Here is a 23330-nt window from a genome sequence, read left to right as displayed (position 1 = left end):
ATGGATACTTTAATCTTTGAAGTTGGAACTGCGTTAGTATTAGTCGCTTTTGCAGCTATTCTCGCTGCAAAGTTAAAGTTCTCGATTATTCCGTTTCTCATTATACTCGGTATGCTAGTGGGACCACATGCCCCAGATTTAGGGCTTATCGATTTAAGATTTATTGAAAGTGGAGAAGTTATTTCCTTCCTCGGCCGTGTTGGCGTTATATTCCTCTTATTCTATTTAGGCTTAGAATTCTCAATTAAAAAATTAATTAAATCAGGAAAATCAATTGCTTTTGGGGGAACTGTTCATATATCGCTTAATTTTATATTAGGTTTACTTTACGGATATATAATGGGTTTCCCCTTATTAGAAACATTAATTATTGCTGGGATCATAACAATTTCATCGAGTGCAATTGTTGCGAAAGTAATTGTTGATTTAAGAAGATCTGGTAATAAAGAGACGGAGCTAATTTTAGGAATCATTATGTTTGATGATATCTTTTTAGCGGTATATTTATCAGTCGTTTCAGGATTAGTACTCGGAGGGGCAACGTCATTTGTAGGTGCTCTTACATCTATTTTAATCGCAGTAGGGTATATGCTACTATTCTTTGTAGTTGCTAGAAAAGCTACACGATTCTTAAATAAAATGTTAGATATTTCGTCCAATGAAATTTTTATTATCGTAATATTCGCTATTTTATTCTTTGTAGCAGGATTTTCAGAAACGATTCATGTTGCAGAGGCAATTGGAGCATTATTACTAGGACTCGTTTTTTCTGAAACAGAGCATAGTGATCGAATTGAACAGCTTGTCGTTCCGTTTCGTGATTTCTTTGGAGCTATATTCTTTTTCAGCTTCGGTTTAAGTATAGACCCATTTTCACTTGGCGGAGCAGTGTGGTTGGCATTAGGAGCAGTTTTCATTACTCTTATCGGTAATTTTACTGCTGGAATGGTTGCGGGGCGTAAAGCTGGGTTATCGCATAAGGCTTCTACGAATATCGGTTTAACACTTGTATCACGCGGAGAATTTTCCATTATCGTCGCGAATATTGGAATTGCGGGCGGCTTAATGGCAACGATTAAACCATTCTCAGCTTTGTATGTTTTAATATTAGCATCGTTAGGACCTTTGTTAACAAAAGAATCTGGGAGAATATATTCCTTACTAGATAAAATATTTAAATGGAGCGCTAAAGAAAGTGCGAAGCGAGAAAAAGAAGTTGGATAGTACAAATAAGGGTAGACTGCATGAAAATTTCATGCAGTCTACCCTTTTATATATTGTTACTGTTGTCGTTTTTTGTCGGTAAGTCGATATATTTTAATAATCGCTGATATAATCCAAGAAGTAATCAATATAATTTCATTTACCGCAAAACCATTATCTGAATTTCATCAACTATTAATCAGTTGCCTTCCTATTTAAAAACGACTACAATTTTACTGTTATATATATGAACGAAAAAAATAGAATAGGAGGGGAAACTATGCCAAGGAAAGTATGGCTATTAGTAGCTGGGATGATTATTAATGTCACGGGTGCTTCTTTTTTATGGCCTTTTAATACAATTTATTTGCATGATCACCTAGGCAAATCTTTATCTGTGGCCGGAATTGTATTAATGATCAACTCGCTTACTGGTGTAATCGGAAACTTGCTCGGCGGTGTTTTATTTGATAAATGGGGCGGTTATAAATCAATTTTAGTAGGGATTGTCATTACACTTGTATCGATTTTAGGTCTTGTGTTCTTCCACGGTTGGCCGTTATATGTTGTGTGGCTAGCGTTAATCGGCTTCGGTTCTGGGATGGTCTTCCCATCGATGTACGCGATGGTTGGTACGGTTTGGCCAGAGGGCGGAAGACGAGCGTTTAATGCGATGTACGTTGGACAAAACGTTGGTATTGCGATTGGAACAGCGTGCGGTGGTTTAGTTGCTTCATATCGTTTTGATTATATTTTCTTAGCGAACTTTATTTTATACTTTGTTTTCTTCTTAATTGCTTTTATTGGATTCCGTGGTATGGAAGACAAGAAAGAGCCAGGAGTGCAAAAAGAAGTCGAGACGAAAAAAGGTTGGTCACTTACACCTGGATTCAAAGCACTTCTTATCGTATGTGTAGCATATGCTTTATGCTGGGTTACATACGTACAGTGGCAAGGAGCGATTGCAACACATATGCAAGAATTGAATATTAGCCTTCGCCACTATAGTTTATTATGGACGATAAACGGAGCGATGATCGTTTGTGCGCAGCCGTTAGTTAGTATGTTAATTCGCTGGATGAAGCGTTCTTTAAAGCAACAAATTATGATTGGAATTTTCATTTTTGCGGCGTCATTCATTGTGTTAAGTCAAGCGCAGCAATTTACGATGTTCCTCATTGCGATGGTAACATTAACAATTGGTGAGTTATTTGTATGGCCTGCGGTTCCAACGATTGCAAATATACTTGCACCAAAAGATAAATTAGGGTTTTATCAAGGGGTCGTAAATAGTGCGGCGACTGTAGGGAAAATGTTCGGGCCGGTCGTTGGCGGAGCAATTGTGGATTTATACAATATGGAAGTATTGTTTATAGCAATCATGGTAATGCTTGTAGTAGCGCTTATAGCAACGAGTATTTATGATAAACGAGTAAAAGTAGAAGAAACAGTTGAAGAAAAAATTGCAGTTTAGTTTGACGGAACATGTTCACATGTTTTAGAATATATTTAAATAAAACAACCTTTAGAACAAGGGAGATAGCTCGGCTGTCTTAAGATAAATTCGTTAGTTATTAAGAGTAACGATTAACCGAGAAGTCCTCGCTTTAAGTAAGCTCTTAAGAGATACTAGGTGAAGGATAGTTCACTTAACTTATATGTGTAATAACAGTGAGAAGGAGTAGTAGTAATAGAAGCTGGTTTAGAGAGTTGACGGTCGGTGCAAGTCAATCCACGTTTCGTTATGAACTCGCCTTTGAGTTGCAGTTGTGAAACTAATAGTAGCAATTGCCGTTAATCCACGTTACGGATCTAAGCGAATGTATATTTTTACATTAATTTAGGGTGGTACCGCGGGAATCTATAACCTCTCGTCCCTTTCTAGGGATGAGAGGTTTTTTGTATTTTGGGCGGTGAAAATAAATAGAATTTCAAGGAGGGTATCTCATGAGCTTTAATCATCAAGATATTGAGAAGAAGTGGCAAGGGTACTGGGAAGAGAATAAAACATTCCGTACGCCAGATGAGACAGAAAAACCAAAATTTTATGCACTAGATATGTTCCCATATCCATCAGGTGCAGGCCTACACGTAGGACATCCAGAAGGTTATACAGCGACAGATATTTTATCTCGTATGAAGCGTATGCAAGGGTATAACGTTCTTCATCCAATGGGATGGGATGCATTTGGTCTTCCAGCAGAGCAATATGCACTTGATACTGGAAACAGCCCAGCTGAATTTACAGAGCATAATATTAATACGTTCCGTAACCAAATTAAATCATTAGGTTTCTCTTATGATTGGGACCGTGAAGTAAATACAACAGATCCAAACTACTATAAGTGGACACAATGGATCTTCTTAAAACTATTTGAAAAAGGCTTAGCTTACGTTGATGAAGTACCTGTAAACTGGTGTCCAGCACTTGGTACAGTACTTGCAAACGAAGAAATCATTGACGGTAAGAGTGAGCGTGGTGGACATCCAGTTGAGCGTCGTCCGATGAGACAGTGGATGTTAAAAATTACAGCTTACGGAGATCGTCTATTAGAAGATCTAGATGAGCTTGATTGGCCTGAAAGTTTAAAAGATATGCAACGTAACTGGATCGGTCGTTCTGAAGGTGCAGAAGTACACTTCAACATCGACGGTACAGATGAGAAGTTCACAGTTTTCACAACGCGTCCTGATACACTATTTGGTGCAACATATTGTGTACTTGCTCCGGAACATGCACTTGTTGCAGAAATTACAACAGCAGAACAAAAAGAAGCGGTAGAAGCTTACATTAACGCTGTAAAAATGAAGAGTGACCTAGAGCGTACAGAACTTGCGAAAGAAAAAACTGGTGTATTCACTGGTGCTTACGCAGTTAACCCAGTAAACGGTGAGAAATTACCAATCTGGATTGCTGACTATGTTCTTGCAACTTACGGAACAGGTGCTGTAATGGCAGTTCCAGCTCACGATGAGCGTGATTATGAATTCGCATCAGTATTTAATCTTCCAATGAAGGAAGTTGTAAAAGGCGGAGATATTACGAAAGAAGTGTACACAGGTGATGGTGCACACGTAAACTCAGCATTCCTTGATGGATTAAATAAAGAAGAAGCAATCGCAAAAATGATTGAATGGCTTGAAGTAACGAGCGCAGGAAATCAAAAAGTAACGTACCGTCTACGTGACTGGTTATTCAGCCGTCAACGTTACTGGGGTGAGCCAATTCCAGTAATTCACTGGGAAGATGGTACAATGACAGCTGTGAAAGAAGAGGAATTACCATTAGTTCTTCCGAAAACAGAAAACATCCGTCCTTCAGGTACAGGTGAATCACCACTTGCTAACATTGACGAGTGGGTAAATGTTGTTGATCCTGAGACTGGTAAAAAAGGTCGTCGTGAAACAAATACAATGCCGCAATGGGCTGGTAGCTGTTGGTATTACCTACGTTACATCGATCCAAACAATAGCGAAGCACTTGTAGATCCTGAAAAAGTAAAACAATGGCTTCCAGTTGATATTTATATCGGTGGTGCAGAGCACGCTGTACTTCACTTACTATATGCTCGTTTCTGGCATAAAGTATTATACGATATCGGTGTAGTTCCAACGAAAGAACCGTTCCAACAATTATTCAACCAAGGTATGATTCTAGGTGAAAACAACGAGAAAATGAGTAAATCAAAAGGTAACGTTGTAAACCCTGATGATATCGTAGCAAGCCACGGTGCAGATACACTTCGTCTATACGAAATGTTCATGGGACCATTAGATGCTTCAATTGCTTGGTCTGAAAATGGTCTTGACGGAGCTCGTCGTTTCCTAGACCGCGTATGGCGTCTATTCGTTCAAGATAACGGTGAATTAAGTGAGAAAATTACTGACGCACCAAATAAAGAGCTTGAAAAAGCTTACCATCAAACAGTGAAGAAAGTAACAGAAGACTATGCAGAGCTTCGCTTCAACACAGCGATTTCTCAAATGATGGTATTCATCAACGATGCATACAAAGCTGAAACACTTCCAAGAGAATATGTAGAAGGTTTCGTAAAAATGATTGCACCAGTTGCACCTCATATCGGGGAAGAGCTATGGAGCAAACTTGGATACAATGAAACAATCACATATGCAAGCTGGCCAACATTTGATGAGTCTAAACTTGTAGAAGATGAAGTTGAAATCGTTGTTCAAGTTATGGGTAAAGTTCGCGCAAAACTAACAATGAGTAAAGACGCATCAAAAGAAGAAATGGAACAACTTGCACTTGAAGCAATTCAAGACCAAATTGAAGGGAAAACAGTTCGTAAAGTAATTGTTGTTCCTGGAAAACTTGTTAACGTTGTTGCAAACTAATGTATTCTAAATAAAAGCTCAGAGTATTTATACTCTGAGCTTTTTTGTGTAAAAAATAATCTTTGGATCACTTTTATATAAGTTTTTAATTTATAAAGAAGTTTACTTTAAAGGCGTTTTGCATCTTTTCCTTTAATTTGTTTGTTGAGGAATTCTTATAAAGACAAACACCTATTCTTCACTAGGAAATATGATAAAAAAGGTAGGTAAAATTGAGCAGAAGAGGTGAAAGGAATGAAAGGGATGGACAATAATGCACCACATGGTTTCTTCGGGGGTGGATCGGATAGTTATGAACAAATGATGTTAATGGGAGGAGGACAACAAGGATACGGTGGAATTCCGAGCTGGATGGGTGGAGCAGCAGGAGGATTTCCAACATCGGTAGCTGGCATGCAAACTGGAATGCCTACATTAATGGGAGGATTTTCGACATCAGGGGCTGGAATGCCTACAGTAACAGGAGGATTTCCAACATCAGTAGCTGGCGTACAGACAGGAATTCCAGTAGGGGGACCAACTACATTTCCTTCTTTCGTTGGAGGAGTGCAGACAGGATTCCCTGTACCGGGAGTAGGTGTAGTGGCAGGAGGAGTAGGTGGTTATCCACAGGGTGTTCACGATCATCATGTACATCACCATCACCAAGGCCACCACGGTCATCATGTACATCACCACCACCAAGGCCATCATGGTCATCATCACCATCAAGGCCAACATGGCCACCACGGTCATCATCACCATCAAGGTCACCAAGGCCATCATGGTCATCATCACCATCAAGGTCACCAAGGCCATCATGGTCATCACCAACAACAAGTACATCATCAAGGTCACCACCACATTCATCCGCAAGCTGTTCTTTATCAAACTCACCAAGGCCAACATGGTCACCATGGACATCACCACCAAGGCCAACATCATGGACACCAAGGTCACCACCATCACCAAGGTCATCAAGGCCAACACGGTCATCATGGGCACCAAGGCCAACATCATGGACACCAAGGTCAACAGCACCAACATCATCAACAATATCAGCAATATCAACAACAGCAACAATCTTCTCCTTGGACAGGTGGAATTGGGGCAGGAGCAGCAGGGGCAGCGGCAGGAGCAGCTAGTATTAGTGGAGCAGCAGGACACGCAGGGCACGTGGGTCATTAATGATTGGCAGAAAAAAAGCCATAATAAAAAACTGCTAGGAAATCCTAGCAGTTTTTTTCAGCTTCTTGACGCTGACGTTCAATTTCAGCACGAAGTTGTGGTTCCGGTGCTTGCCAGCCTTCTGGCTTTAGAATCTTACCGTCGCCTTCACGGAATCGAGGCTTCCCATCAGGGAATAGTTTTGCCATGTTGGCGTTGTTTACAATTTCGAATCCTTTATCTGGACGTACGCCCATTTCTGCAAACGTTCCGAATGCAAAGTAAATAAGGTCAATCAGTGCATCGTATTGATCTTCAACAGTCGTTGCCTCTAGAAATTCTTCTAGTTCTTCCTGCATAAAACTTGCACGGATTTTTGCACGCTCTTCTGTTAATTTTGTTGGAGTATTTGTCACAGGATGTCCGAATACTTCATGCATTTTCGCAACAAGTTCGTATCCTTTATCTAAACCTTTTTCGTTTGTCATGTTGTTTCATCCTTTCTTACGTTATGCCGAAGTTTATTGTAACATAAGGTGATTATGAAATGAAAAGAACATCTTATCGAAATAAGATGTTCGCTCGTTATTCTTCTTTTTTTATTAAAATGGATAGAATAAGATCGATGCCAAAAATACCGACGAGTAACATTGGTATAACGACAAGCAAGTAACGTGTGAAGGAAACATTTTTTAAGTATGTATGAGCAAATAAAAAGACGCCGAGAAATAAAATACCATTTAAAATAGGCTTTACTAATTTTTTAGACATAAGCTCCCCCATAAATATCTTCTCTCTCTATTTGATAATAAAAAACTCCTCTCTCCGTTGTATCATGCTGGAGAGAGGAGTTCAATCATTTCTCATTCAATTACACCAGAATTTGTAATGTCTACGGTGTATTTTATAGTAACGGGAACATCTTTGTACATTTTTTTCCACTCTTCTAATTTGAATGGGCGATAATGTTGCTTATATTTAGCTCCTAGCCCGAGAGGGTCGACATCTAAAGATTTAAACTGCTTAATTAATTTCTTACCTTGTGTCTCCAATTGTTTTTGAACAACCTTCTCAATCTTTTTTGTGTTCTTAGCATTCTCTAAGTTAATCTGTTTCGATACTTCTTGAATACGAGCCTCAAGTTTAACATGAATGGAAAAGAAAGGCTTACCATTTTTTATTTTTATATCGTATGTTGGAACAGAACGAATATTATTAATCATTACGTACCCAGGATCTGCTTTAAATTCATGTGAATCTAACTTATGTTTTTCTAAAAGTCCTTTGAATATAAACATATCTTTTTCCGCGATTTTACCAACGTATTTATCCTTTTTAAAAAGACCAATTCCCGTGATTTTTATTTTATCACCATGTTTCTTTAAAATTGGAATATAGTAGTCTTGCCCTTCTTGATAATAACGGAATGCTCCTACATGCAGATTATCTGTTGGTAAAGGACCGGTCTCCATATTATGTTCTAGCATTTTTTTTATATAAATTGCAACGTTGGATGAAGTCGTGTACTTTCCTTTTAAAAGCTCAGTACCATTACCTTCAAGTAAAGCAACATATAAGGCATTTCCGATGTTTACATCACGAATTAATGTATCGAAGGAAGCAACCATTCCTTTCTTAGCAATTCGGGTGGTAAATAGAGCAACCCGCATTTGCCCGCTAGCAAATGGTTGAGAAGACTCTAAAGATGTGTCGGCTTTTACTTGTTTTACCGCATTTGCTGTTCCTTCAAAAACTTGAACTTTGTTCCCTTTTTGCTGAATAGGACAAACAAATGTTACCTTTATTTTATTATCTTTTGCTACATCGAAGACAGTTCCTTGGATAAGGTGTACGTCATCGATAATATTTTTTTGTAAACATCCAGTTAGACTAAAGAGTGTTATACAAGAGATAAGTATTAATTTATTTTTGATTTTTTCCATTTTCTTTTCACCCACACAATAATAAATAGAATTGGGATGTATACATAAATGAGCCAAAAGCTTCCTTTTGATGCATTACTAATAAAATTATTAATATCGTGTCTGTTTGTTAAAAGTTGTGAAACAATGAGAGTGATAAACATAAAAGCGATTAAAACACCTCTTTGTTTTACACGGAATATTTCGTGCGTTGCTCTCGCTGCTGCCCATAAAGGTAGAATAAAACTTGTAATAATAACGAGGGCATAAGCTGAAATTGCGATATATTCTAGCCTTTCTATGAATGGTAATTGAATAACTTGGGTCATAGAAAGTTGGGCCCATATCGTTTTTAATAATTGTTTTTCACTAAAAAACGAAAAGGCTAGAAGGGTGCTAAATAAATATAGAAGGTTTGAAAATAGTGCCCCATATTGAGCAAATTTATGAGATTGTTTAGGGTTTTTCACAAATGGATAAACCATAAGGTAAATCTCAAAACCAGTCATACTGTAGATTGACAGTTGAGCGGATTTTAAAATATCTGAAAAAGAATGTGTGAAGATGGGTAATAAATTCTCCCAATGTGAGTATTTCAAAACGAATAAGCTTAGAAATAAATACCCTAGTGTACCACCGACAGAGATGACGCAAATGCCTGTAATGACACGAAAACCAGAAGAAATGATGTAATAGCTAACTAGGCACAAAAATAGTGTTAACATAAAGGTGGAGGCAGTTGGGAACATCCATACTTGAATAATTTCAACATATGTTCGAATAACCGAAATACTGACGATTAAAAAATAAGTTGCAAAGATGATATTAAAGACGTTCCCTATCCACTTTCCAAAGGTTTGTCGTTGTAAATCAATTAAATTCCCGTTTGTTTCTTTTAATAAAAAATACATCATCCATATAAGAATTTGGATACAGAGTCCTGTGATTAGAACGCCCATCCAGCCGTCATATCCAGCGGCCTTTGCGGTGATTCGAGCAAATCCGAGAACGCCAGCTCCAAACTGTGCACCGTGAATTAAGAAGAAAACAAAGACAGGAGATATTTGATATTTTTCTTGAACTTTACTCATCGAATGCACCTCATTTCTTAATCATCAAAGTCTGATCTATGTTTTGTTGAAATTCCTTTCGCTGCTTTTTTTACATGTTGTGGCCTTGCTTGTACATCTCTTGTATCGATCATTGTTAATGGGAAACGAATCCAAGAATCTTTAACTGATTGTTGCCTTGTCGGGTAAAATAAAGCGTATGGCTTACGTAAGGAAGTAAGTCTAAATAGATGAGTAAATAAAAAGATAAATCCAAGAGAAATACCGAAAAGTCCACCTATTTCTGCAAATATGAGAAACGGGAAGCGTAATAATCGAACAGCGTTACCCATTTTATAAATAGGTGTAATAAAGGAAGCGAGTGCTGATAGTGCAACGATAATTAATAAAATGTTACTCGTTAACCCAGCTTGTACAGATGCTTGCCCGATTACGATACCGCCTACAATACCGAGCGTTTGACCAACTTTCATCGGTAACCTCGCGCCAGCCTCTCTTAATAAATCGATTGCGAGTTCTAAAAAGAGTGCTTCAATTAAAGGTGGGAATGGTACTTGCGCCCTTGATAAAATCAAAGTTTCAAGTAAATCACTTGGAATAAGTTCATAATGATAATTTAAAACTGCAACGTATAACGGTGTAGCACAGATTGAAAATAGAACAGCTATAAGGCGTAAAATGCGTGAAAATGTAGCGTATAACCAAGAGACGTTATAGTCTTCTGGTGAAATGAAAAAATCGAAATAGGATACAGGTGTTAGTAAAACACTTGGAGAACCATCCACAAAAATAGCGATTTTCCCATCAATTAGTGCTTTTGTGACTCTATCAGTACGTTCTGTATTGATATAGAGAGGGAAAATCGATTTTTCACCCATCAATTCTTGTATATAAGCACTATCATTAATTTGATCATATTCAAGAGCGCGTAATGATTCCTCGAGAAAATCTACATTATCTTTTTCAGCGAGGTTGTCTAAATACATCATGACAACTTTTGTTTTGGAAAACTCGCCGATAATCATTTCTTTTGTTTGTAAATCTAAAACAGGAAGACGTTTTCGAACTAAATTAATGTTTGTATCAATATCCTCTACGAAACCTTCTTGCGGACCAATAACAGTTGATTCGTTTAAAGGAGGGGTTGGTGCACGATAATTATCAATTGCAATGTTTGCAAGCATACATTTTTGATCTTGCTGATTCAATTGAATGATCGCATGCCCCTTTAAAACCATATCCTCAATTTTTTGTAAGTCGTTCGTAATTGTAATGCCGCTCATCGGAATATGTTCTTTTAGTTGTTCTAGAGAAGCGCAAGGTTTCTCTAAAAGAGTGGGCATTAAATATTTCTGTAATTTCTCTCCATCAAGTGAAGGGCGATAGTAAGAAATCCAATAAGGCATCGTTTCATCGTCAGATGTATGGTAATTAATAAAATCACTAGACTTTTTGAGTTTCTCTATTAAATCTTGTAGAGAATGAATACGGTCTTTCTCTGGTTTTGTAAAGTCATAAATACTATTACCTCCAGAGCTTTGTTGCTTATTTTGAGAAGGGTCATCTTGCTTAGTGCTTTGTTGTTTACCTTGAGACGAATCACCTTGTTTAGCACTTTGTTGCTTATCCTGAGAGGAATCCTCTTGTTTAGCGTTTTGTTGCTTATCCTGAGAGGAATCCTCTTGTTTAGCGTTTTGCTGCTTATCCTGAGAGGAATCCTCTTGTTTAGCGCTTTGTTGCTTATCCTGAGAGGAATCCTCTTGTTTAGCACTTTGTTGTTTATCTTGAGAGGAATCCTCTTGTTTAGAGTTTTGTTGCTTATCCTGAGAAGTTTCATCTTGTTTAGCGTTTTGTTGTTTATCTTGAGAGGAATCCTCTTGTTTAGTACTTTGGTGCTTACCTTGAGAGGAATCCTCTTGCTTAGCACTTTGTTGTTTCTCTTGAGACGAGTCCTCTTGTTTAGAGCTTTGTTGCTTATCCTGAGAGGAATCTTGTTTCTCGTTATTTTTATCTTTATTATGTTTCATACTTCTAGTCTGTTCTTTGTTATCATCCTCTTGATTGTTAGAATGCTGCTCCCAGTTATCTGTTTCGTTTGCTTCTGGTGTATTTGATTTTTTTTTCTTACGTAACCAATTCCAAATCATATGTACGCCCTCTTTAATCTTGTAATATAGTGCTATTTTGTGGCTAATTTTGTATATTATTCATTTATTTATGAAAAGAAGAAGGAGATTAGTTTGCATAGAAAAAAATCTTTAGTAAGCAGTTCATACTATAACGGGGAGAGGGAGAGTCTGTGCAAATTGTAAAAAAGGAGAAGTTTGTGTTAAAAGAGTTTACGTTTGAAAATGGCAGGGAAATTCCTGTTCAAATGGGATACGAGACATATGGTACGTTGAATAGAGAAAGGTCAAATGTAATTTTGGTTTGTCATTATTTTAGTGCAACAAGTCATGCGGCAGGAAAATATACAGTGCATGATGAGGAGTCTGGTTGGTGGGATGGGCTCATTGGACCTGGGAAAGCAATTGATACAAATAAGTATTTTGTTATATGTACGGATAATCTTTGTAATGTGCAGGCGAGGAATCCATATGTGATTACAACAGGACCGAAATCGATTAATCCAGAAACTGGAGAAGAATATGCTATGGATTTTCCTGTTTTTACATTTCTTGATGTAGCTCGTATGCAATATGAGTTAATAAAAGGTATGGGAATTTCAAGGTTACACGCTGTAATCGGACCGTCGGCGGGGGGAATGATTGCACAACAATGGGCGGTTCACTATCCACATATGGTAGAGCGGATGATTGGCGTTATTACGAACCCACAAAATCCAATTATTACGTCTGTAAACGTAGCACAAAATGCGATTGAGGCAATTCAACTGGATCCAAGTTGGAAAGATGGAAAATACGGAGAAGAGCAGCCGATAAAAGGGCTTCATTTAGCAAATAGAATGATGTTTATGAACGCGTTTGATGAGCATTTTTATGAAATGGCATTTCCTCGTAATAGTATAGAGATAGAACCTTATGAAAATTTTTCTACACTAACATCATTTGAAAAAGAAATAAATAAAGCGACATATAGAAGTATGGAGTTAGTAGATGCAAATTCATGGATGTATACTGCAAAGGCAGTTTTATTGCATGATATTGCACATGGGTTTTCTTCACTAGAAGAATCTCTTTCTAACATAGAAGCGAATGTGCTTATGATTCCGTGTAAACAAGATTTGCTTCAGCCGTCTCGTTATAATTATAAAATGGTAGATATTTTGCAAAAACAAGGAAAATATGCGGAAGTGTATGAGATTGAAAGTATAAATGGGCATATGGCAGGAGCATTTGATATTCATTTATTTGAAAAAAAGGTTTATGAATTTTTGAATCGGAAAGTATCTAGTTTTGTGTAAAAGACAAATGATGGGGAAAAGGTGCAATGTTTGTAGTAGGCACCTTTTTTTACATAATTTGTAGACGGAAAATATATGTAGCGATTGCTATACCGAAAAACGCTATGCTAAGCAATAGAAATAAGAATGACATTTCTTGTGGGGAGTTTATTTTTCTATTATTTTTCATACTAAGAGCAATAATTGCAGCGAGTAAGAACACAATGCCCATAATGAAAAGAAAAAGCGTCATTTTAATCGACTCCTTTCATAAAACAAGTATATTGAGGATACAATGTGCTAGTTATGTTTGTAAAGAATAAATTTTTAGAGAAAATTGAGAAATAGTTTTTCGATTCTTTGCGTTCTTTCTTTTGCGTGCTAAAATTGGTAGAGAATGTTTGTGAAAAAGAAACTAAAGGTTTTATTGTATATAAGGAGGAACTACATATGACAGAAGTTAATACAATTACTACAGAAGAGGTACAAGAGCGTTTAGAAAATGGAGAAACGTTATTCCTAGTAGACGTAAGAGAAGATGAAGAAGTAGCGGCAGGAAAGATTCCAGAAGCTGTACATATTAAAATGGGCGATATCCCACATAAAGTAGATTTCTTTAATAAAGAGAATGAATATATCTTTATTTGTCGTTCGGGAATGCGCAGTGAAAATGTATGTCATTATTTAAATGAGCAAGGGTTTAAAACAGTGAACATGGTTGGCGGTATGCTTCAATATGAAGGTGAAACGAAATAGTTTATAGTTAAAAACTTGAAACGAGTCTGTTTCAAGTTTTTTTCTTTTGCATACAGTATAAAAAAGGAGGAGGGGGAAATGGGAATTAATTTGCGTAAAGTGAAAATTATTAATAATACAGGCGCTGTTAATGTCGGTGACTGTTATGATATCTCGCCTTTAGCTGTGGCAAAAGTATATGCAGGTGCTGGAGGATCGAGTGCGGCTATTTTTTTAAATGGAAAAAGGCAGCCAGAAGCGGTGATTAGAACATCGGTATTTCTTCCGCCTTTGGCAACAAGTACACGTACGTTAGGTTCATAAAGGAAAGGTAGAGTGTAATTATGCCTGCGCATATAAAAGAATTTGTTATTGTTAATAATACTGGAAATATATTTACCGGTGATAATTTGAGTGATACTTCATTTACTGCTTCGAAATCATATAGTGGTTCGATGGGATGTACTTGGATTGATGTTGTTACAGTAATAGGGACGGAGACAAAGCTTTGTTTACAACCAGGAGACTCTGTCACAACAACATATACGAGAGGTACTCCTGCTGGTACTGTAACAGGAGCAAATATGGGGCAAAGTGTAAATGCATCGGGTATAGCGCAAGCTGTCCCTAATACAGATAATATGGATTCAATTGCAGGACTCCCTTAAGAAATTAAGGGAGTTTTTATTATTTAAAATAAAAATAGTCTTGGAAATTATTTTTGTAAATAGATTAAGAAGAGGTTTATTTATTATGAAAAAGAAGGTTTGTAGGTGGTGAAAGTGTGAAGAAACGTGATAATAATGGGAAGCAAAATTCGTTAAGCTCTAATTTTAGAATTCCACCCGAACTTATTGGGCCTACTTTCCCTCCTGTTCCAACTGGATTTACAGGTATAGGGATTACTGGTCCAACCGGTCCACAAGGCCCAACTGGTCCTCAAGGACCGAGAGGATTCCAAGGTCCGATGGGGGAGATGGGCCCAACAGGACCTCAAGGTGTGCAAGGGATACAAGGACCAGTTGGGCCAATAGGTGCAACTGGTCCAGAAGGACAGCAGGGAGCACAAGGATTGAGAGGACCACAAGGAGAAACTGGAGCGACAGGACCTCAAGGTGTGCAAGGGTTTCAAGGTCCGATTGGTCCAACGGGAGCGACTGGGGCACAAGGTATACAAGGGATACAGGGATTACAGGGGCCAATTGGAGCGACAGGACCTGAGGGACCTCAAGGAATTCAAGGTGTCCAAGGGTTACCGGGTGCAACTGGTCCACAAGGAATACAAGGAGCACAAGGGATACAAGGAGCACAAGGACCGAGTGGAAATACAGGTGCAACCGGAGCAACGGGTCAGGGGCTAACAGGTCCGACTGGAATAACAGGCCCAACAGGGATAACTGGACCATCTGGAGGACCTCCTGGTCCAACGGGGCCAACTGGTGCGACAGGACCGGGTGGCGGACCGAGTGGAAGTACAGGTGCGACTGGAGCAACGGGTGATACTGGGGCTACAGGAAGTACAGGGGTAACAGGAGCAACGGGAAGTACAGGTCCGACTGGAAGTACAGGAGCACAGGGCTTGCAAGGAATCCAAGGAATTCAAGGGCCAATTGGACCAACAGGTCCAGAAGGTCCACAGGGTATTCAAGGTATTCCTGGTCCGACGGGAGTAACTGGTGAACAAGGAATCCAAGGAGTTCAGGGTATTCAAGGGGTAACGGGAGCAACAGGGGATCAAGGTCCACAAGGTATACAGGGGGCTATAGGGCCTCAAGGGGTCACAGGAGCAACAGGAGATCAAGGTCCACAAGGAATACAAGGAGTACCAGGGCCATCAGGAGCAACGGGACCACAGGGAGTTCAAGGGATACAAGGTCCGATGGGTGATATAGGACCAACAGGTCCAGAAGGCCCAGAGGGACTTCAGGGCCCGCAAGGAATACAAGGAGTGCCAGGACCAGTTGGAGCAACGGGTCCTGAGGGACCACAGGGGATACAAGGCATTCAAGGACCGGTAGGAGCAACGGGTCCAGAAGGTCCACAAGGAATTCAGGGAATTCAAGGTGTGCAAGGGATAACGGGAGCAACAGGAGCACAAGGAGCAACTGGAATTCAAGGGATACAAGGGGAAATAGGAGCAACAGGTCCAGAGGGTCCCCAAGGAGTGCAAGGTGCTCAAGGGGGGATTGGCCCAACAGGTCCGATGGGTCCCCAAGGAGTGCAAGGAATCCAAGGAATTCAAGGAGCGACGGGTGCACAAGGAGTGCAAGGTGCTCAAGGAATACAAGGAATTCAAGGTCCGACGGGTGCAACAGGAGATACGGGAGCAACTGGGGCGACAGGGGAAGGCACTACAGGCCCAACAGGAGTAACTGGTCCGACAGGGGTAACAGGACCATCTGGAGGACCAGCAGGACCGACCGGCCCAACGGGGCCATCAGGTCCGGCGGGAGTGACTGGTCCATCGGGGGGACCACCTGGCCCGACAGGAGCAACTGGGGCGACAGGAGTAACAGGGGATACCGGGGCGACAGGCTCAACTGGAGTGACAGGAGCGACAGGAGAAACGGGAGCAACCGGAGTGACAGGGTTACAAGGTCCCCAAGGAATCCAAGGTGTGCAAGGAGATATTGGTCCAACTGGTCCGCAAGGGATACAAGGTCCGCAAGGGATACAAGGAGTAACTGGTGCGACAGGAGATCAAGGCCCACAGGGAATCCAAGGCCCGCAAGGCGACATAGGTCCAACTGGTCCCCAAGGAATTCAAGGGTTACAAGGTCCCCAAGGGATTCAAGGAGCAACCGGAGCCACTGGAGCACAAGGTCCACAGGGAATTCAAGGTATTCAAGGAATTCAAGGTCCGACAGGCCCACAAGGCCCAACTGGAATCCAAGGGGTACAAGGAGAGATAGGTCCAACCGGTCCACAAGGTGTGCAAGGATTGCAAGGCCCACAAGGTCCGACAGGGGACACAGGGGCAACGGGAGCACAAGGTCCCCAAGGAGTTCAAGGGATACAAGGCCCAACGGGAGCAACCGGAGCAACCGGATCGACAGGTCCACAAGGAATTCAAGGCCCGCAAGGAATCCAAGGTCCAGCGGGGGCAACTGGAGCAACGGGTTCACAAGGTCCAACTGGAGATACAGGTCCAACCGGCTCACAAGGAATCCAAGGTCCAACTGGTCCAACCGGAGCTGGAGCAACCGGAGCCACAGGAGCGACCGGGGTGACCGGAGTCAGTACAACTGCAACGTATGCGTTTGCGAATAATACATCAGGAAGTGTTATTTCTGTTTTGTTAGGTGGCACGAATATTCCGTTACCAAACAATCAAAATATTGGACCAGGAATAACCGTTAGTGGTGGAAATACTGTATTTACAGTTGCGAATGCAGGAAACTATTATATAGCCTATACAATTAATTTAACGGCAGGATTACTTGTAAGTTCTCGTATAACTGTAAATGGCAGTCCGCTTGCGGGAACGATAAACTCCCCGGCAGTGGCTACTGGTTCATTTAGTGCAACAATAATTGCTAACTTGCCTGCTGGAGCTGCAGTCAGCTTACAATTATTCGGATTAGTTGCATTGGCTACATTATCTACGGCAACGCCAGGGGCTACTCTAACTATTATTAGATTAAGTTAATAAGCAGAAAACCTTGAAACTTTTATGTTTCAAGGTTTTTTTATCCTTGTATCTGGAAGTAAACCTCGTTAACCAGAGGGAGTGGATACCCTCTAATTATTTAAAGTTTCACTTTATTCCCTTGAGGAAAAACATCGCAGTTCGAAAATATATTATAATAGAATGAAAAGAAAGAAATTTGGCAGAAAGGGAGGGTGGCGATGCAGGAGATGGTTAAAGATTTTTTTGGACGCCCACTTCAAGATTTACGTATATCTGTCATTGATCGTTGCAATTTTAGATGTACATACTGTATGCCGGCGGAAATATTTGGGCCAGATTATGCTTTTTTGAAAGATGAGTTTTTACTAACTTTTGATGAAATTGAGCGTTTGGCAAAATTATTTATTAACATCGGTGTAAGAAAAATTAGAATTACTGGCGGTGAGCCACTACTTCGTAAAGATTTAGCAAAACTTATTGCACGTCTTGTGAAAATTGATGGGCTAATAGATATAGGGTTAACGACAAATGCTATTCATTTAACGAAACAAGCGAAGGCATTAAAAGAAGCTGGATTACATAGAGTGAATGTTAGTTTAGATGCGATAGATGATGACATATTTAAGAATATTAATGGTCGAAATATTAATACGAAACCGGTAATTAAGGGAATTATAGCAGCTAAAGAGGCGGGACTGGAAGTAAAGGTAAATATGGTTGTGAAAAAAGGGATGAACGATCATCAAGTACTTCCGATGGCTGCGTATTTTAAAGAGCAAGGAATCACGCTTCGGTTTATTGAGTTTATGGATGTTGGTAGTACAAATGAGTGGAATTTTGATCAAGTCGTTACAAAACGAGAATTAATTGAGATGATTCATAAGGTGTATCCGCTTGAGCCGGCTGAAGCGCATTACTTTGGTGAAGTTGCGAAGCGATATCGGTATGTTGGAACAAATGTTGAAGTTGGTTTTATTACATCTGTCTCTGAGTCATTTTGTGCCTCTTGTACGAGGGCGAGAATTTCGGCAGATGGAAAGTTTTATACGTGCTTATTTGCGACAGAGGGTTTGGATGTAAGAGAACTTCTTAGAGGAAATCTTTCGGATGAGGAGTTATTAAGTGTTATACAAGATGTATGGATGAATAGAAAAGATAGGTATTCGGATGAACGAACAGAAGAAAGTGCAAAAAATCGTCCGAAAATCGAAATGTCTTATATAGGAGGATAAGAAAGGGGGCTATCGCATGCAGGAGCGATATTCAAGACAAATATTATTTTCTGGTGTTGGAGAAGAAGGACAGAGAAAAATAAGAGAGAAGCATGTGCTTATTATTGGTGCTGGTGCTCTCGGTGCGGCAAATGCAGAAGCGATTGTTAGAGCAGGGGTTGGAAAAGTAACGATTGCTGATCGAGATTATGTAGAATGGAGTAATTTACAAAGACAACAACTATATACGGAAGAAGATGCAAAGCAGTATAAACCGAAGGCGATAGCGGCTGCAGAACATTTACAAGCAATTAATTCTGAGGTGGAAATAAATCCTGTTGTGACAGATGTAACGGTGCAAGAAATGGAAGAATTAGTGAATGATGTAGATTTAATATTAGATGCGACAGATAATTTTGAAACGCGTCTTCTCATTAATGATATTTCACAAAAGTATAATATTCCGTGGATATATGGTGGGTGCGTCGGGAGTTACGGAGTAACGTATACAATTTTACCAGGGAAAACACCGTGTTTTCGCTGTTTAATGGAGCATCCGGCGAGCGGAGCAACATGTGACACAGCTGGTATTATACAACCGGCAGTACAATTAGTAGTTGCGCATCAAACTACGGAAGCGCTGAAAATATTAGTAGAAGACTACGGAGCGCTTCGTGAAACGATGTTATCGTTTGATCTTTGGAATAATCAACAGATGGCATTTAAAGTGAATAGGCAGAAAAAAGATACCTGTTTATCTTGCGGAAGGTTACGTACATATCCGAGTTTAACATTTGAAGCACAAACAAAAACAGAAGTGTTATGTGGGCGAAATACAGTACAAATTCGTCCAGGTGTGCGGAAGAATTTTAATTTGGAAGAAATTAAAAAGCGCTTACAAAGAAGTGTAGAGATAAAGGCGACACCTTATTTATTATCATTTCCGGTAGAAGAATATCGTTTTGTCTTATTTACAGATGGCAGGGCGTTTATTCATGGGACGAATGATATGAATGTAGCGAAAAGTTTGTATGCAAGATATATAGGTTGAACCTAAAGGAAATCCTTTAGGTTCAACGGAGAGAGGATTATGAATTTCTCGTATAATCTCCACTTTTTCCACCTGTTTTTTCAAGTAAGTACGTCTCACCGATAATCATACCTTTATCGACAGCTTTACACATATCATACACAGTAAGAGCGGTAGCGGAAGCAGCTGTTAAAGCTTCCATTTCAACACCGGTGCTACCTTCTGTTTTAACTTTTACTTCAATGAGTAAACGATATTGTCCTTCTGATTGTTTCCAATCGAAAGAAACGTCAACACCTTTTAATAATAAAGGATGGCACATTGGGATAATATCAGAAGTACGTTTCGCAGCCATAATGCCTGCAATTTGCGCAACTGCTAATACGTCACCTTTCCCAATTTCATTGTGAGAGATTTTATCGTAAATTTCTTTCGTAACGACAATGCTAGAGCACGCAATTGCTGTTCGAACGGTTGCTTTTTTGTCACTTATATCAACCATTTTTGCGCGTCCTTGGTCATTAAAATGTGTAAATGAAGACATGGAATTCCTCCTTGAAGTAATTTCTATTGAATACATAAAGTTTAATCGAGATAAAAAAAATTGCAAATATGAGGTGAGAAACGATGGTAGAAAAACGAATTCCAATTCAAGTTGCTGAGGCGGTAGAACGGGTAATGAAATATGCGAAGCATGGTGAAGTAGAAGAAATTTCTATTACGGAAAGTTACGGGAGAATTCTCGGGGAAGATGTTGTCTCAGATCATGACGTTCCTCATTTTGATCGTTCCCCTTACGACGGTTTCGCCATTCGAGCAGAAGATACGAAAGGAGCAACCCAAGAGAATCCAATTGAATTTGAAGTAATAGGAGAAATCGGGGCGGGTTCTGTTTTTTTAGAAGAAGTAGGAGCTTTTAAGGCGATTCGCATTATGACAGGAGCAGCTATTCCAGAAGAATGTAATGCAGTCGTAATGCTCGAGCTGACAGAAGGGTTTGAGAAGAACGGGAAAACATATATGAAGTTAAAACGCCCTTTTAATAACGGTGACAATGTGTCGTTTAAAGGAGAAGATATAAAACAAAATCAAGTTCTCGTTAAGAAAGGTGTTGCAATTAATCCAGGTGTTGCGGCCTTACTAGCAACGTTTGGATATAGTACTGTGAAAGTTGTAAAACAGCCTGTTGTCGGTATTGTAACGACAGGAAGTGAATTATTAGAAGTACATGAGCCGTTACAGCCGGGGAAAATTAGGAATAGTAATTCGTATATGATAGCAGCTCAAATTATGAAAGCTGGCGGGAAAGTTCGTTATTATGGTCAACTCGCCGATGAGCTAGATGCATGTTTTACAGCTGTTCAATCAGCGATAGATGAGGTCGACATTTTAATTACAACAGGCGGTGTATCAGTAGGAGATTATGACTACTTACCAGCTATTTATGAAAGGTTACAGGCGAATGTACTCTTTAATAAAATAGCGATGAGACCGGGAAGTGTAACGACAGTAGCTGAAGTTGATGGAAAGTTACTTTTCGGTTTATCAGGAAATCCGTCTGCTTGTTATGTAGGCTTTGAATTATTTGTGCAACCAATTATAAAAACATATTTGTATGCGAAGGAACCTCACGTATATAGAGCGGATGCTATTTTACAAAAGGATTTTTCAAAGCCAAATCCATTTACTCGTTTCGTAAGAGCGAACGTAACAATTGTGGACGGGGCGTTACAAGCGATGCCGGTTGGTTTAGATAAATCGAGTGCGGTATCTTCACTTGCAGATGCGAATGCTTTTATCGTGTTACCTGGAGGAACGAGAGGATTTGAGACTGGGATGAAAGTATCCGTATTATTGTTAGAGCACTCTGAGGGATGTGATTGGCCATGGGCAAAGCCCCTTCAATCTTACAAATAGTAGGATATCAAAATAGCGGAAAAACGACACTTGTAGAGAAAATTGTGCATGTGTTAGCTGAAAGTGAAATGAAAGTTGCTACAATTAAACATCACGGGCACGGAGGTTTTCCAGAAGTAGCGCAAAAAGATAGCGAAAGACACCGTAAAGCTGGTGCTGTCGTAAGTAGTGTAGAAGGTGCTGGATTGCTTTCACTTTCTTCACTAAGAAAGAAATGGTCCTTGCAAGAAATTATTCGCTTATATGAGTTTTTTGAAGTGGATACAATTTTAATAGAGGGCTATAAAAAAGAGAACTACCCGAAAGTAGTGTTACTTCGTTCTGCGGAAGACGTTGAACTTTTACATGAAGTAGAAAATATAGTGGCAATTATTACGTGGTATGATGTCCCGGTAAATATACGAGAAGAATATAAAGTATTTCATATAACAGAAGAAGAGTTGTACATAGACTGGTTTTTACAAATGGTTAGGAGTGCGAAATGATAAATACATATTATGAAGTAATTGATACAGAAATCTCGATTGAAGAGGTAACGAAGAAAGTAATTCGACGTGAATGCGGTGCTGTTACAACATTTATTGGAACGGTTAGAGAGTTTACGAAAGGCCGTCGTACATTATACTTAGAGTATGTTGCTTATAAGACGATGGCAGAAAAGATGCTAGAGAAAATTGGTCTGGAAGTGAAAGAGAAATGGCCAGGTACATATGTTGCGATTACACATCGCATCGGTACGTTGCAAATTTCTGATATAGCGGTTGTTGTTGCTGTTTCAACACCACACCGTAAAGCGGCTTATGAAGCGAACGAATATATTATGGAACGCATAAAACAAATTGTTCCGATTTGGAAAAAGGAGTTTTGGGAAGATGGTGACTCATGGATTGGTGATCAATTAGAAAAAACACCATATCCGGCGGGAGAGCCTGGGAAGGAGCTATAAGTATGATTAGAGTATTGTTATTTGCGCACTTGCAAGAAGAAGCAGGGACAAGTGAATTACAAATAGAGAAAGAAAATATTACAGTTGCACAGTTAAAAGATGTTGTTGCGAAAGAATATAATGTACCAGTTTCAGAGCCAATTATGGTTGCGATTAATGAAGAATACGCAAATGAAGATGACAGGGTACAAGATGGTGATGTGGTTGCACTTATACCACCAGTGAGCGGTGGTTAATATTGGATTCCTTAAAACGACTTTCCTAAGTAGGGAAAGTCGTTTTTTTATGGCGTTTTTGAGAACACTAACTTATAGGATAAGGAGGACGTTATGAAAAAAATATGTGTAATTATTACAGCGATATGTTCTATCTTTTTCTCTTCTCCAAGCGATTCTTTCGCGAAAGAATCAAGAGAACAGCTTTTAGAGAGTGCGTTATTGAATAGGTACTATTCGGTTATTAGACAAGTGACAGAAGATCAATATGAATGTGCTTCAGTCATAAATATAAAGCGTCTTGGCAAGAAAGATGAATTTGTTCCTAGGTATGAAGTGAAGCTACAATTTCTTACATTTCAAGGAGCGCATAATCCCCCGAACGATAAAGTTACGCTTACTTTGGAAGACCATTTAGATCACGTAAAGATAAAGAAAGTGGAGCGAGAAAAGAATGTTTCTGACGCTATTGCAGAAAAAGTTTGTGAACGGGAAAAAGAAAAAATAAAAGCTCACTCTAATGACTTAGAGTGATAACCTATGCA

The 23330-nt window shown here is 39.5% G+C and carries 23 protein-coding genes and 1 other annotated feature; of the genes, 16 read left to right on the top strand and 7 right to left on the bottom strand.

From position 1 onward, the window contains the following. The 4 genes from OXT04_RS11745 (at position 1) to OXT04_RS11730 (ending at position 6726) form a co-directional block, all read left to right on the top strand. The gene (locus OXT04_RS11745; protein WP_000380176.1) at positions 1–1224 is read left to right on the top strand and encodes a cation:proton antiporter; all 1224 of its coding nucleotides are present in this window, start codon (positions 1–3) and stop codon (positions 1222–1224) included. Positions 1225–1483: 259 nt separating this feature from the next. Further along, positions 1484–2677: an MDR family MFS transporter gene (locus tag OXT04_RS11740; RefSeq protein WP_267414772.1), complete on the top strand. Its 1194-nt coding sequence runs from the start codon at positions 1484–1486 to the stop codon at positions 2675–2677. 188 nt (positions 2678–2865) lie between these two features. Beyond that, positions 2866–3085, top strand: a binding site (T-box leader). A gap of 65 nt (positions 3086–3150) precedes the next feature. After that, positions 3151–5559 carry a leucine--tRNA ligase gene (gene leuS, locus OXT04_RS11735; protein ID WP_000009442.1) on the top strand — a complete coding sequence of 803 codons (2409 nt, stop codon included), beginning with the start codon at positions 3151–3153 and terminating at the stop codon, positions 5557–5559. Between the two features lie 234 nt (positions 5560–5793). Further along, complete coding sequence (locus OXT04_RS11730) at positions 5794–6726, top strand: hypothetical protein (protein ID WP_100910452.1); 933 nt, start codon at positions 5794–5796, stop codon at positions 6724–6726. A 44-nt stretch (positions 6727–6770) separates the two neighbouring features. On the opposite strand, the gene OXT04_RS11725 is transcribed toward OXT04_RS11730, so the two are convergent. The 5 genes from OXT04_RS11725 to OXT04_RS11705 form a co-directional block, all read right to left on the bottom strand. Then, complete coding sequence (locus OXT04_RS11725) at positions 6771–7193, bottom strand: pyrophosphohydrolase domain-containing protein (protein ID WP_000180554.1); 423 nt, start codon at positions 7191–7193, stop codon at positions 6771–6773. Positions 7194–7290: 97 nt separating this feature from the next. Next, the gene (locus tag OXT04_RS11720; protein WP_000038779.1) at positions 7291–7476 is read right to left on the bottom strand and encodes a hypothetical protein; all 186 of its coding nucleotides are present in this window, start codon (positions 7474–7476) and stop codon (positions 7291–7293) included. Positions 7477–7568: 92 nt separating this feature from the next. After that, a complete protein-coding gene (locus OXT04_RS11715) occupies positions 7569–8648 on the bottom strand; it encodes a Ger(x)C family spore germination protein (protein WP_000411350.1) in 1080 nt (359 codons plus the stop codon). Beyond that, positions 8624–9718 (bottom strand): spore germination protein, encoded by a 1095-nt coding sequence (locus OXT04_RS11710; RefSeq protein ID WP_000049088.1) that lies wholly within the window; start codon positions 9716–9718, stop codon positions 8624–8626. The genes OXT04_RS11715 and OXT04_RS11710 overlap by 25 nt, the downstream gene beginning before the upstream one ends. 17 nt (positions 9719–9735) lie before the next feature. Further along, entirely contained in the window at positions 9736–11844 is a 2109-nt protein-coding gene (locus tag OXT04_RS11705; protein WP_267414754.1) for a spore germination protein, read from the bottom strand. 152 nt (positions 11845–11996) lie between these two features. Between OXT04_RS11705 and OXT04_RS11700 the strand changes: the two genes are divergently transcribed. After that, a complete protein-coding gene (locus OXT04_RS11700) occupies positions 11997–13121 on the top strand; it encodes a homoserine O-acetyltransferase family protein (RefSeq protein WP_097821790.1) in 1125 nt (374 codons plus the stop codon). A 49-nt stretch (positions 13122–13170) separates the two neighbouring features. Here the strand turns inward: OXT04_RS11700 and OXT04_RS11695 are convergent, their stop codons facing one another. Then, positions 13171–13353 carry a hypothetical protein gene (locus tag OXT04_RS11695; protein WP_000171889.1) on the bottom strand — a complete coding sequence of 61 codons (183 nt, stop codon included), beginning with the start codon at positions 13351–13353 and terminating at the stop codon, positions 13171–13173. Between the two features lie 197 nt (positions 13354–13550). Between OXT04_RS11695 and OXT04_RS11690 the strand changes: the two genes are divergently transcribed. The 6 genes from OXT04_RS11690 (at position 13551) to OXT04_RS11665 (ending at position 19728) form a co-directional block, all read left to right on the top strand. Continuing rightward, positions 13551–13856, top strand: a complete 306-nt coding sequence (locus OXT04_RS11690) for a rhodanese-like domain-containing protein (RefSeq protein ID WP_000141254.1) — start codon at positions 13551–13553, stop codon at positions 13854–13856. A gap of 78 nt (positions 13857–13934) precedes the next feature. Continuing rightward, the gene (locus OXT04_RS11685) at positions 13935–14159 is read left to right on the top strand and encodes a spore germination protein (RefSeq protein ID WP_000512463.1); all 225 of its coding nucleotides are present in this window, start codon (positions 13935–13937) and stop codon (positions 14157–14159) included. Between the two features lie 20 nt (positions 14160–14179). Next, positions 14180–14503: a hypothetical protein gene (locus tag OXT04_RS11680; protein ID WP_001110849.1), complete on the top strand. Its 324-nt coding sequence runs from the start codon at positions 14180–14182 to the stop codon at positions 14501–14503. 116 nt (positions 14504–14619) lie between these two features. Further along, entirely contained in the window at positions 14620–17484 is a 2865-nt protein-coding gene (locus OXT04_RS11675; protein ID WP_098284223.1) for a BclA-related collagen-like exosporium protein, read from the top strand. Positions 17485–17684: 200 nt separating this feature from the next. Then, positions 17685–18698 (top strand): GTP 3',8-cyclase MoaA, encoded by a 1014-nt coding sequence (gene moaA, locus OXT04_RS11670; RefSeq protein ID WP_267414741.1) that lies wholly within the window; start codon positions 17685–17687, stop codon positions 18696–18698. Positions 18699–18714: 16 nt separating this feature from the next. Next, positions 18715–19728: a molybdopterin-synthase adenylyltransferase MoeB gene (locus tag OXT04_RS11665; RefSeq protein WP_001158101.1), complete on the top strand. Its 1014-nt coding sequence runs from the start codon at positions 18715–18717 to the stop codon at positions 19726–19728. A gap of 37 nt (positions 19729–19765) precedes the next feature. On the opposite strand, the gene moaC is transcribed toward OXT04_RS11665, so the two are convergent. Continuing rightward, entirely contained in the window at positions 19766–20251 is a 486-nt protein-coding gene (gene moaC / locus OXT04_RS11660) for a cyclic pyranopterin monophosphate synthase MoaC (protein ID WP_267414738.1), read from the bottom strand. An 83-nt stretch (positions 20252–20334) separates the two neighbouring features. Here moaC and moeA point away from each other — a divergent pair, with 83 nt between their 5' ends. From moeA to OXT04_RS11635, 5 genes are all read left to right on the top strand, one after another. After that, positions 20335–21624, top strand: coding sequence for a molybdopterin molybdotransferase MoeA (moeA, locus tag OXT04_RS11655; protein WP_000229700.1), 1290 nt, complete (start codon positions 20335–20337; stop codon positions 21622–21624). Beyond that, complete coding sequence (gene mobB / locus OXT04_RS11650; RefSeq protein ID WP_098390726.1) at positions 21594–22109, top strand: molybdopterin-guanine dinucleotide biosynthesis protein B; 516 nt, start codon at positions 21594–21596, stop codon at positions 22107–22109. The genes moeA and mobB overlap by 31 nt, the downstream gene beginning before the upstream one ends. Beyond that, positions 22106–22570, top strand: coding sequence for a molybdopterin synthase catalytic subunit MoaE (moaE, locus tag OXT04_RS11645; protein WP_000611226.1), 465 nt, complete (start codon positions 22106–22108; stop codon positions 22568–22570). Before mobB ends, moaE begins: the two co-directional genes overlap by 4 nt. Before the next feature lie 2 nt (positions 22571–22572). Beyond that, positions 22573–22806 (top strand): molybdopterin converting factor subunit 1, encoded by a 234-nt coding sequence (gene moaD / locus OXT04_RS11640; RefSeq protein ID WP_000621776.1) that lies wholly within the window; start codon positions 22573–22575, stop codon positions 22804–22806. A 93-nt stretch (positions 22807–22899) separates the two neighbouring features. After that, entirely contained in the window at positions 22900–23319 is a 420-nt protein-coding gene (locus OXT04_RS11635; RefSeq protein WP_097821786.1) for a DUF3888 domain-containing protein, read from the top strand. Positions 23320–23330: the final 11 nt, after the last annotated feature.

This window comes from Bacillus sp. GC_Bacil_1, assembly GCF_026540675.1.
Classification (GTDB): Bacteria; Bacillota; Bacilli; order Bacillales; family Bacillaceae_G; genus Bacillus_A; species Bacillus_A cereus.
Note: the sequence above shows the minus strand (reverse complement) of the source record. Positions and strands in the feature narration are given on the sequence as shown.

Coding starts and splice junctions, on each gene's coding strand:
- OXT04_RS11710 (WP_000049088.1), bottom strand. CDS start 9,718: ATGAGTAAAGTTCAAGAAAAATATCAAATATCTCCTGTCTTTGTTTTC.
- OXT04_RS11730 (WP_100910452.1), top strand. CDS start 5,794: ATGAAAGGGATGGACAATAATGCACCACATGGTTTCTTCGGGGGTGGA.
- OXT04_RS11680 (WP_001110849.1), top strand. CDS start 14,180: ATGCCTGCGCATATAAAAGAATTTGTTATTGTTAATAATACTGGAAAT.
- moaD (WP_000621776.1), top strand. CDS start 22,573: ATGATTAGAGTATTGTTATTTGCGCACTTGCAAGAAGAAGCAGGGACA.
- leuS (WP_000009442.1), top strand. CDS start 3,151: ATGAGCTTTAATCATCAAGATATTGAGAAGAAGTGGCAAGGGTACTGG.
- OXT04_RS11740 (WP_267414772.1), top strand. CDS start 1,484: ATGCCAAGGAAAGTATGGCTATTAGTAGCTGGGATGATTATTAATGTC.
- OXT04_RS11685 (WP_000512463.1), top strand. CDS start 13,935: ATGGGAATTAATTTGCGTAAAGTGAAAATTATTAATAATACAGGCGCT.
- OXT04_RS11705 (WP_267414754.1), bottom strand. CDS start 11,844: ATGATTTGGAATTGGTTACGTAAGAAAAAAAAATCAAATACACCAGAA.
- OXT04_RS11665 (WP_001158101.1), top strand. CDS start 18,715: ATGCAGGAGCGATATTCAAGACAAATATTATTTTCTGGTGTTGGAGAA.
- OXT04_RS11725 (WP_000180554.1), bottom strand. CDS start 7,193: ATGACAAACGAAAAAGGTTTAGATAAAGGATACGAACTTGTTGCGAAA.
- OXT04_RS11695 (WP_000171889.1), bottom strand. CDS start 13,353: ATGACGCTTTTTCTTTTCATTATGGGCATTGTGTTCTTACTCGCTGCA.
- OXT04_RS11690 (WP_000141254.1), top strand. CDS start 13,551: ATGACAGAAGTTAATACAATTACTACAGAAGAGGTACAAGAGCGTTTA.
- mobB (WP_098390726.1), top strand. CDS start 21,594: ATGGGCAAAGCCCCTTCAATCTTACAAATAGTAGGATATCAAAATAGC.
- moaE (WP_000611226.1), top strand. CDS start 22,106: ATGATAAATACATATTATGAAGTAATTGATACAGAAATCTCGATTGAA.
- OXT04_RS11745 (WP_000380176.1), top strand. CDS start 1: ATGGATACTTTAATCTTTGAAGTTGGAACTGCGTTAGTATTAGTCGCT.
- OXT04_RS11715 (WP_000411350.1), bottom strand. CDS start 8,648: ATGGAAAAAATCAAAAATAAATTAATACTTATCTCTTGTATAACACTC.
- OXT04_RS11720 (WP_000038779.1), bottom strand. CDS start 7,476: ATGTCTAAAAAATTAGTAAAGCCTATTTTAAATGGTATTTTATTTCTC.
- moaC (WP_267414738.1), bottom strand. CDS start 20,251: ATGTCTTCATTTACACATTTTAATGACCAAGGACGCGCAAAAATGGTT.
- moaA (WP_267414741.1), top strand. CDS start 17,685: ATGCAGGAGATGGTTAAAGATTTTTTTGGACGCCCACTTCAAGATTTA.
- OXT04_RS11635 (WP_097821786.1), top strand. CDS start 22,900: ATGAAAAAAATATGTGTAATTATTACAGCGATATGTTCTATCTTTTTC.
- moeA (WP_000229700.1), top strand. CDS start 20,335: ATGGTAGAAAAACGAATTCCAATTCAAGTTGCTGAGGCGGTAGAACGG.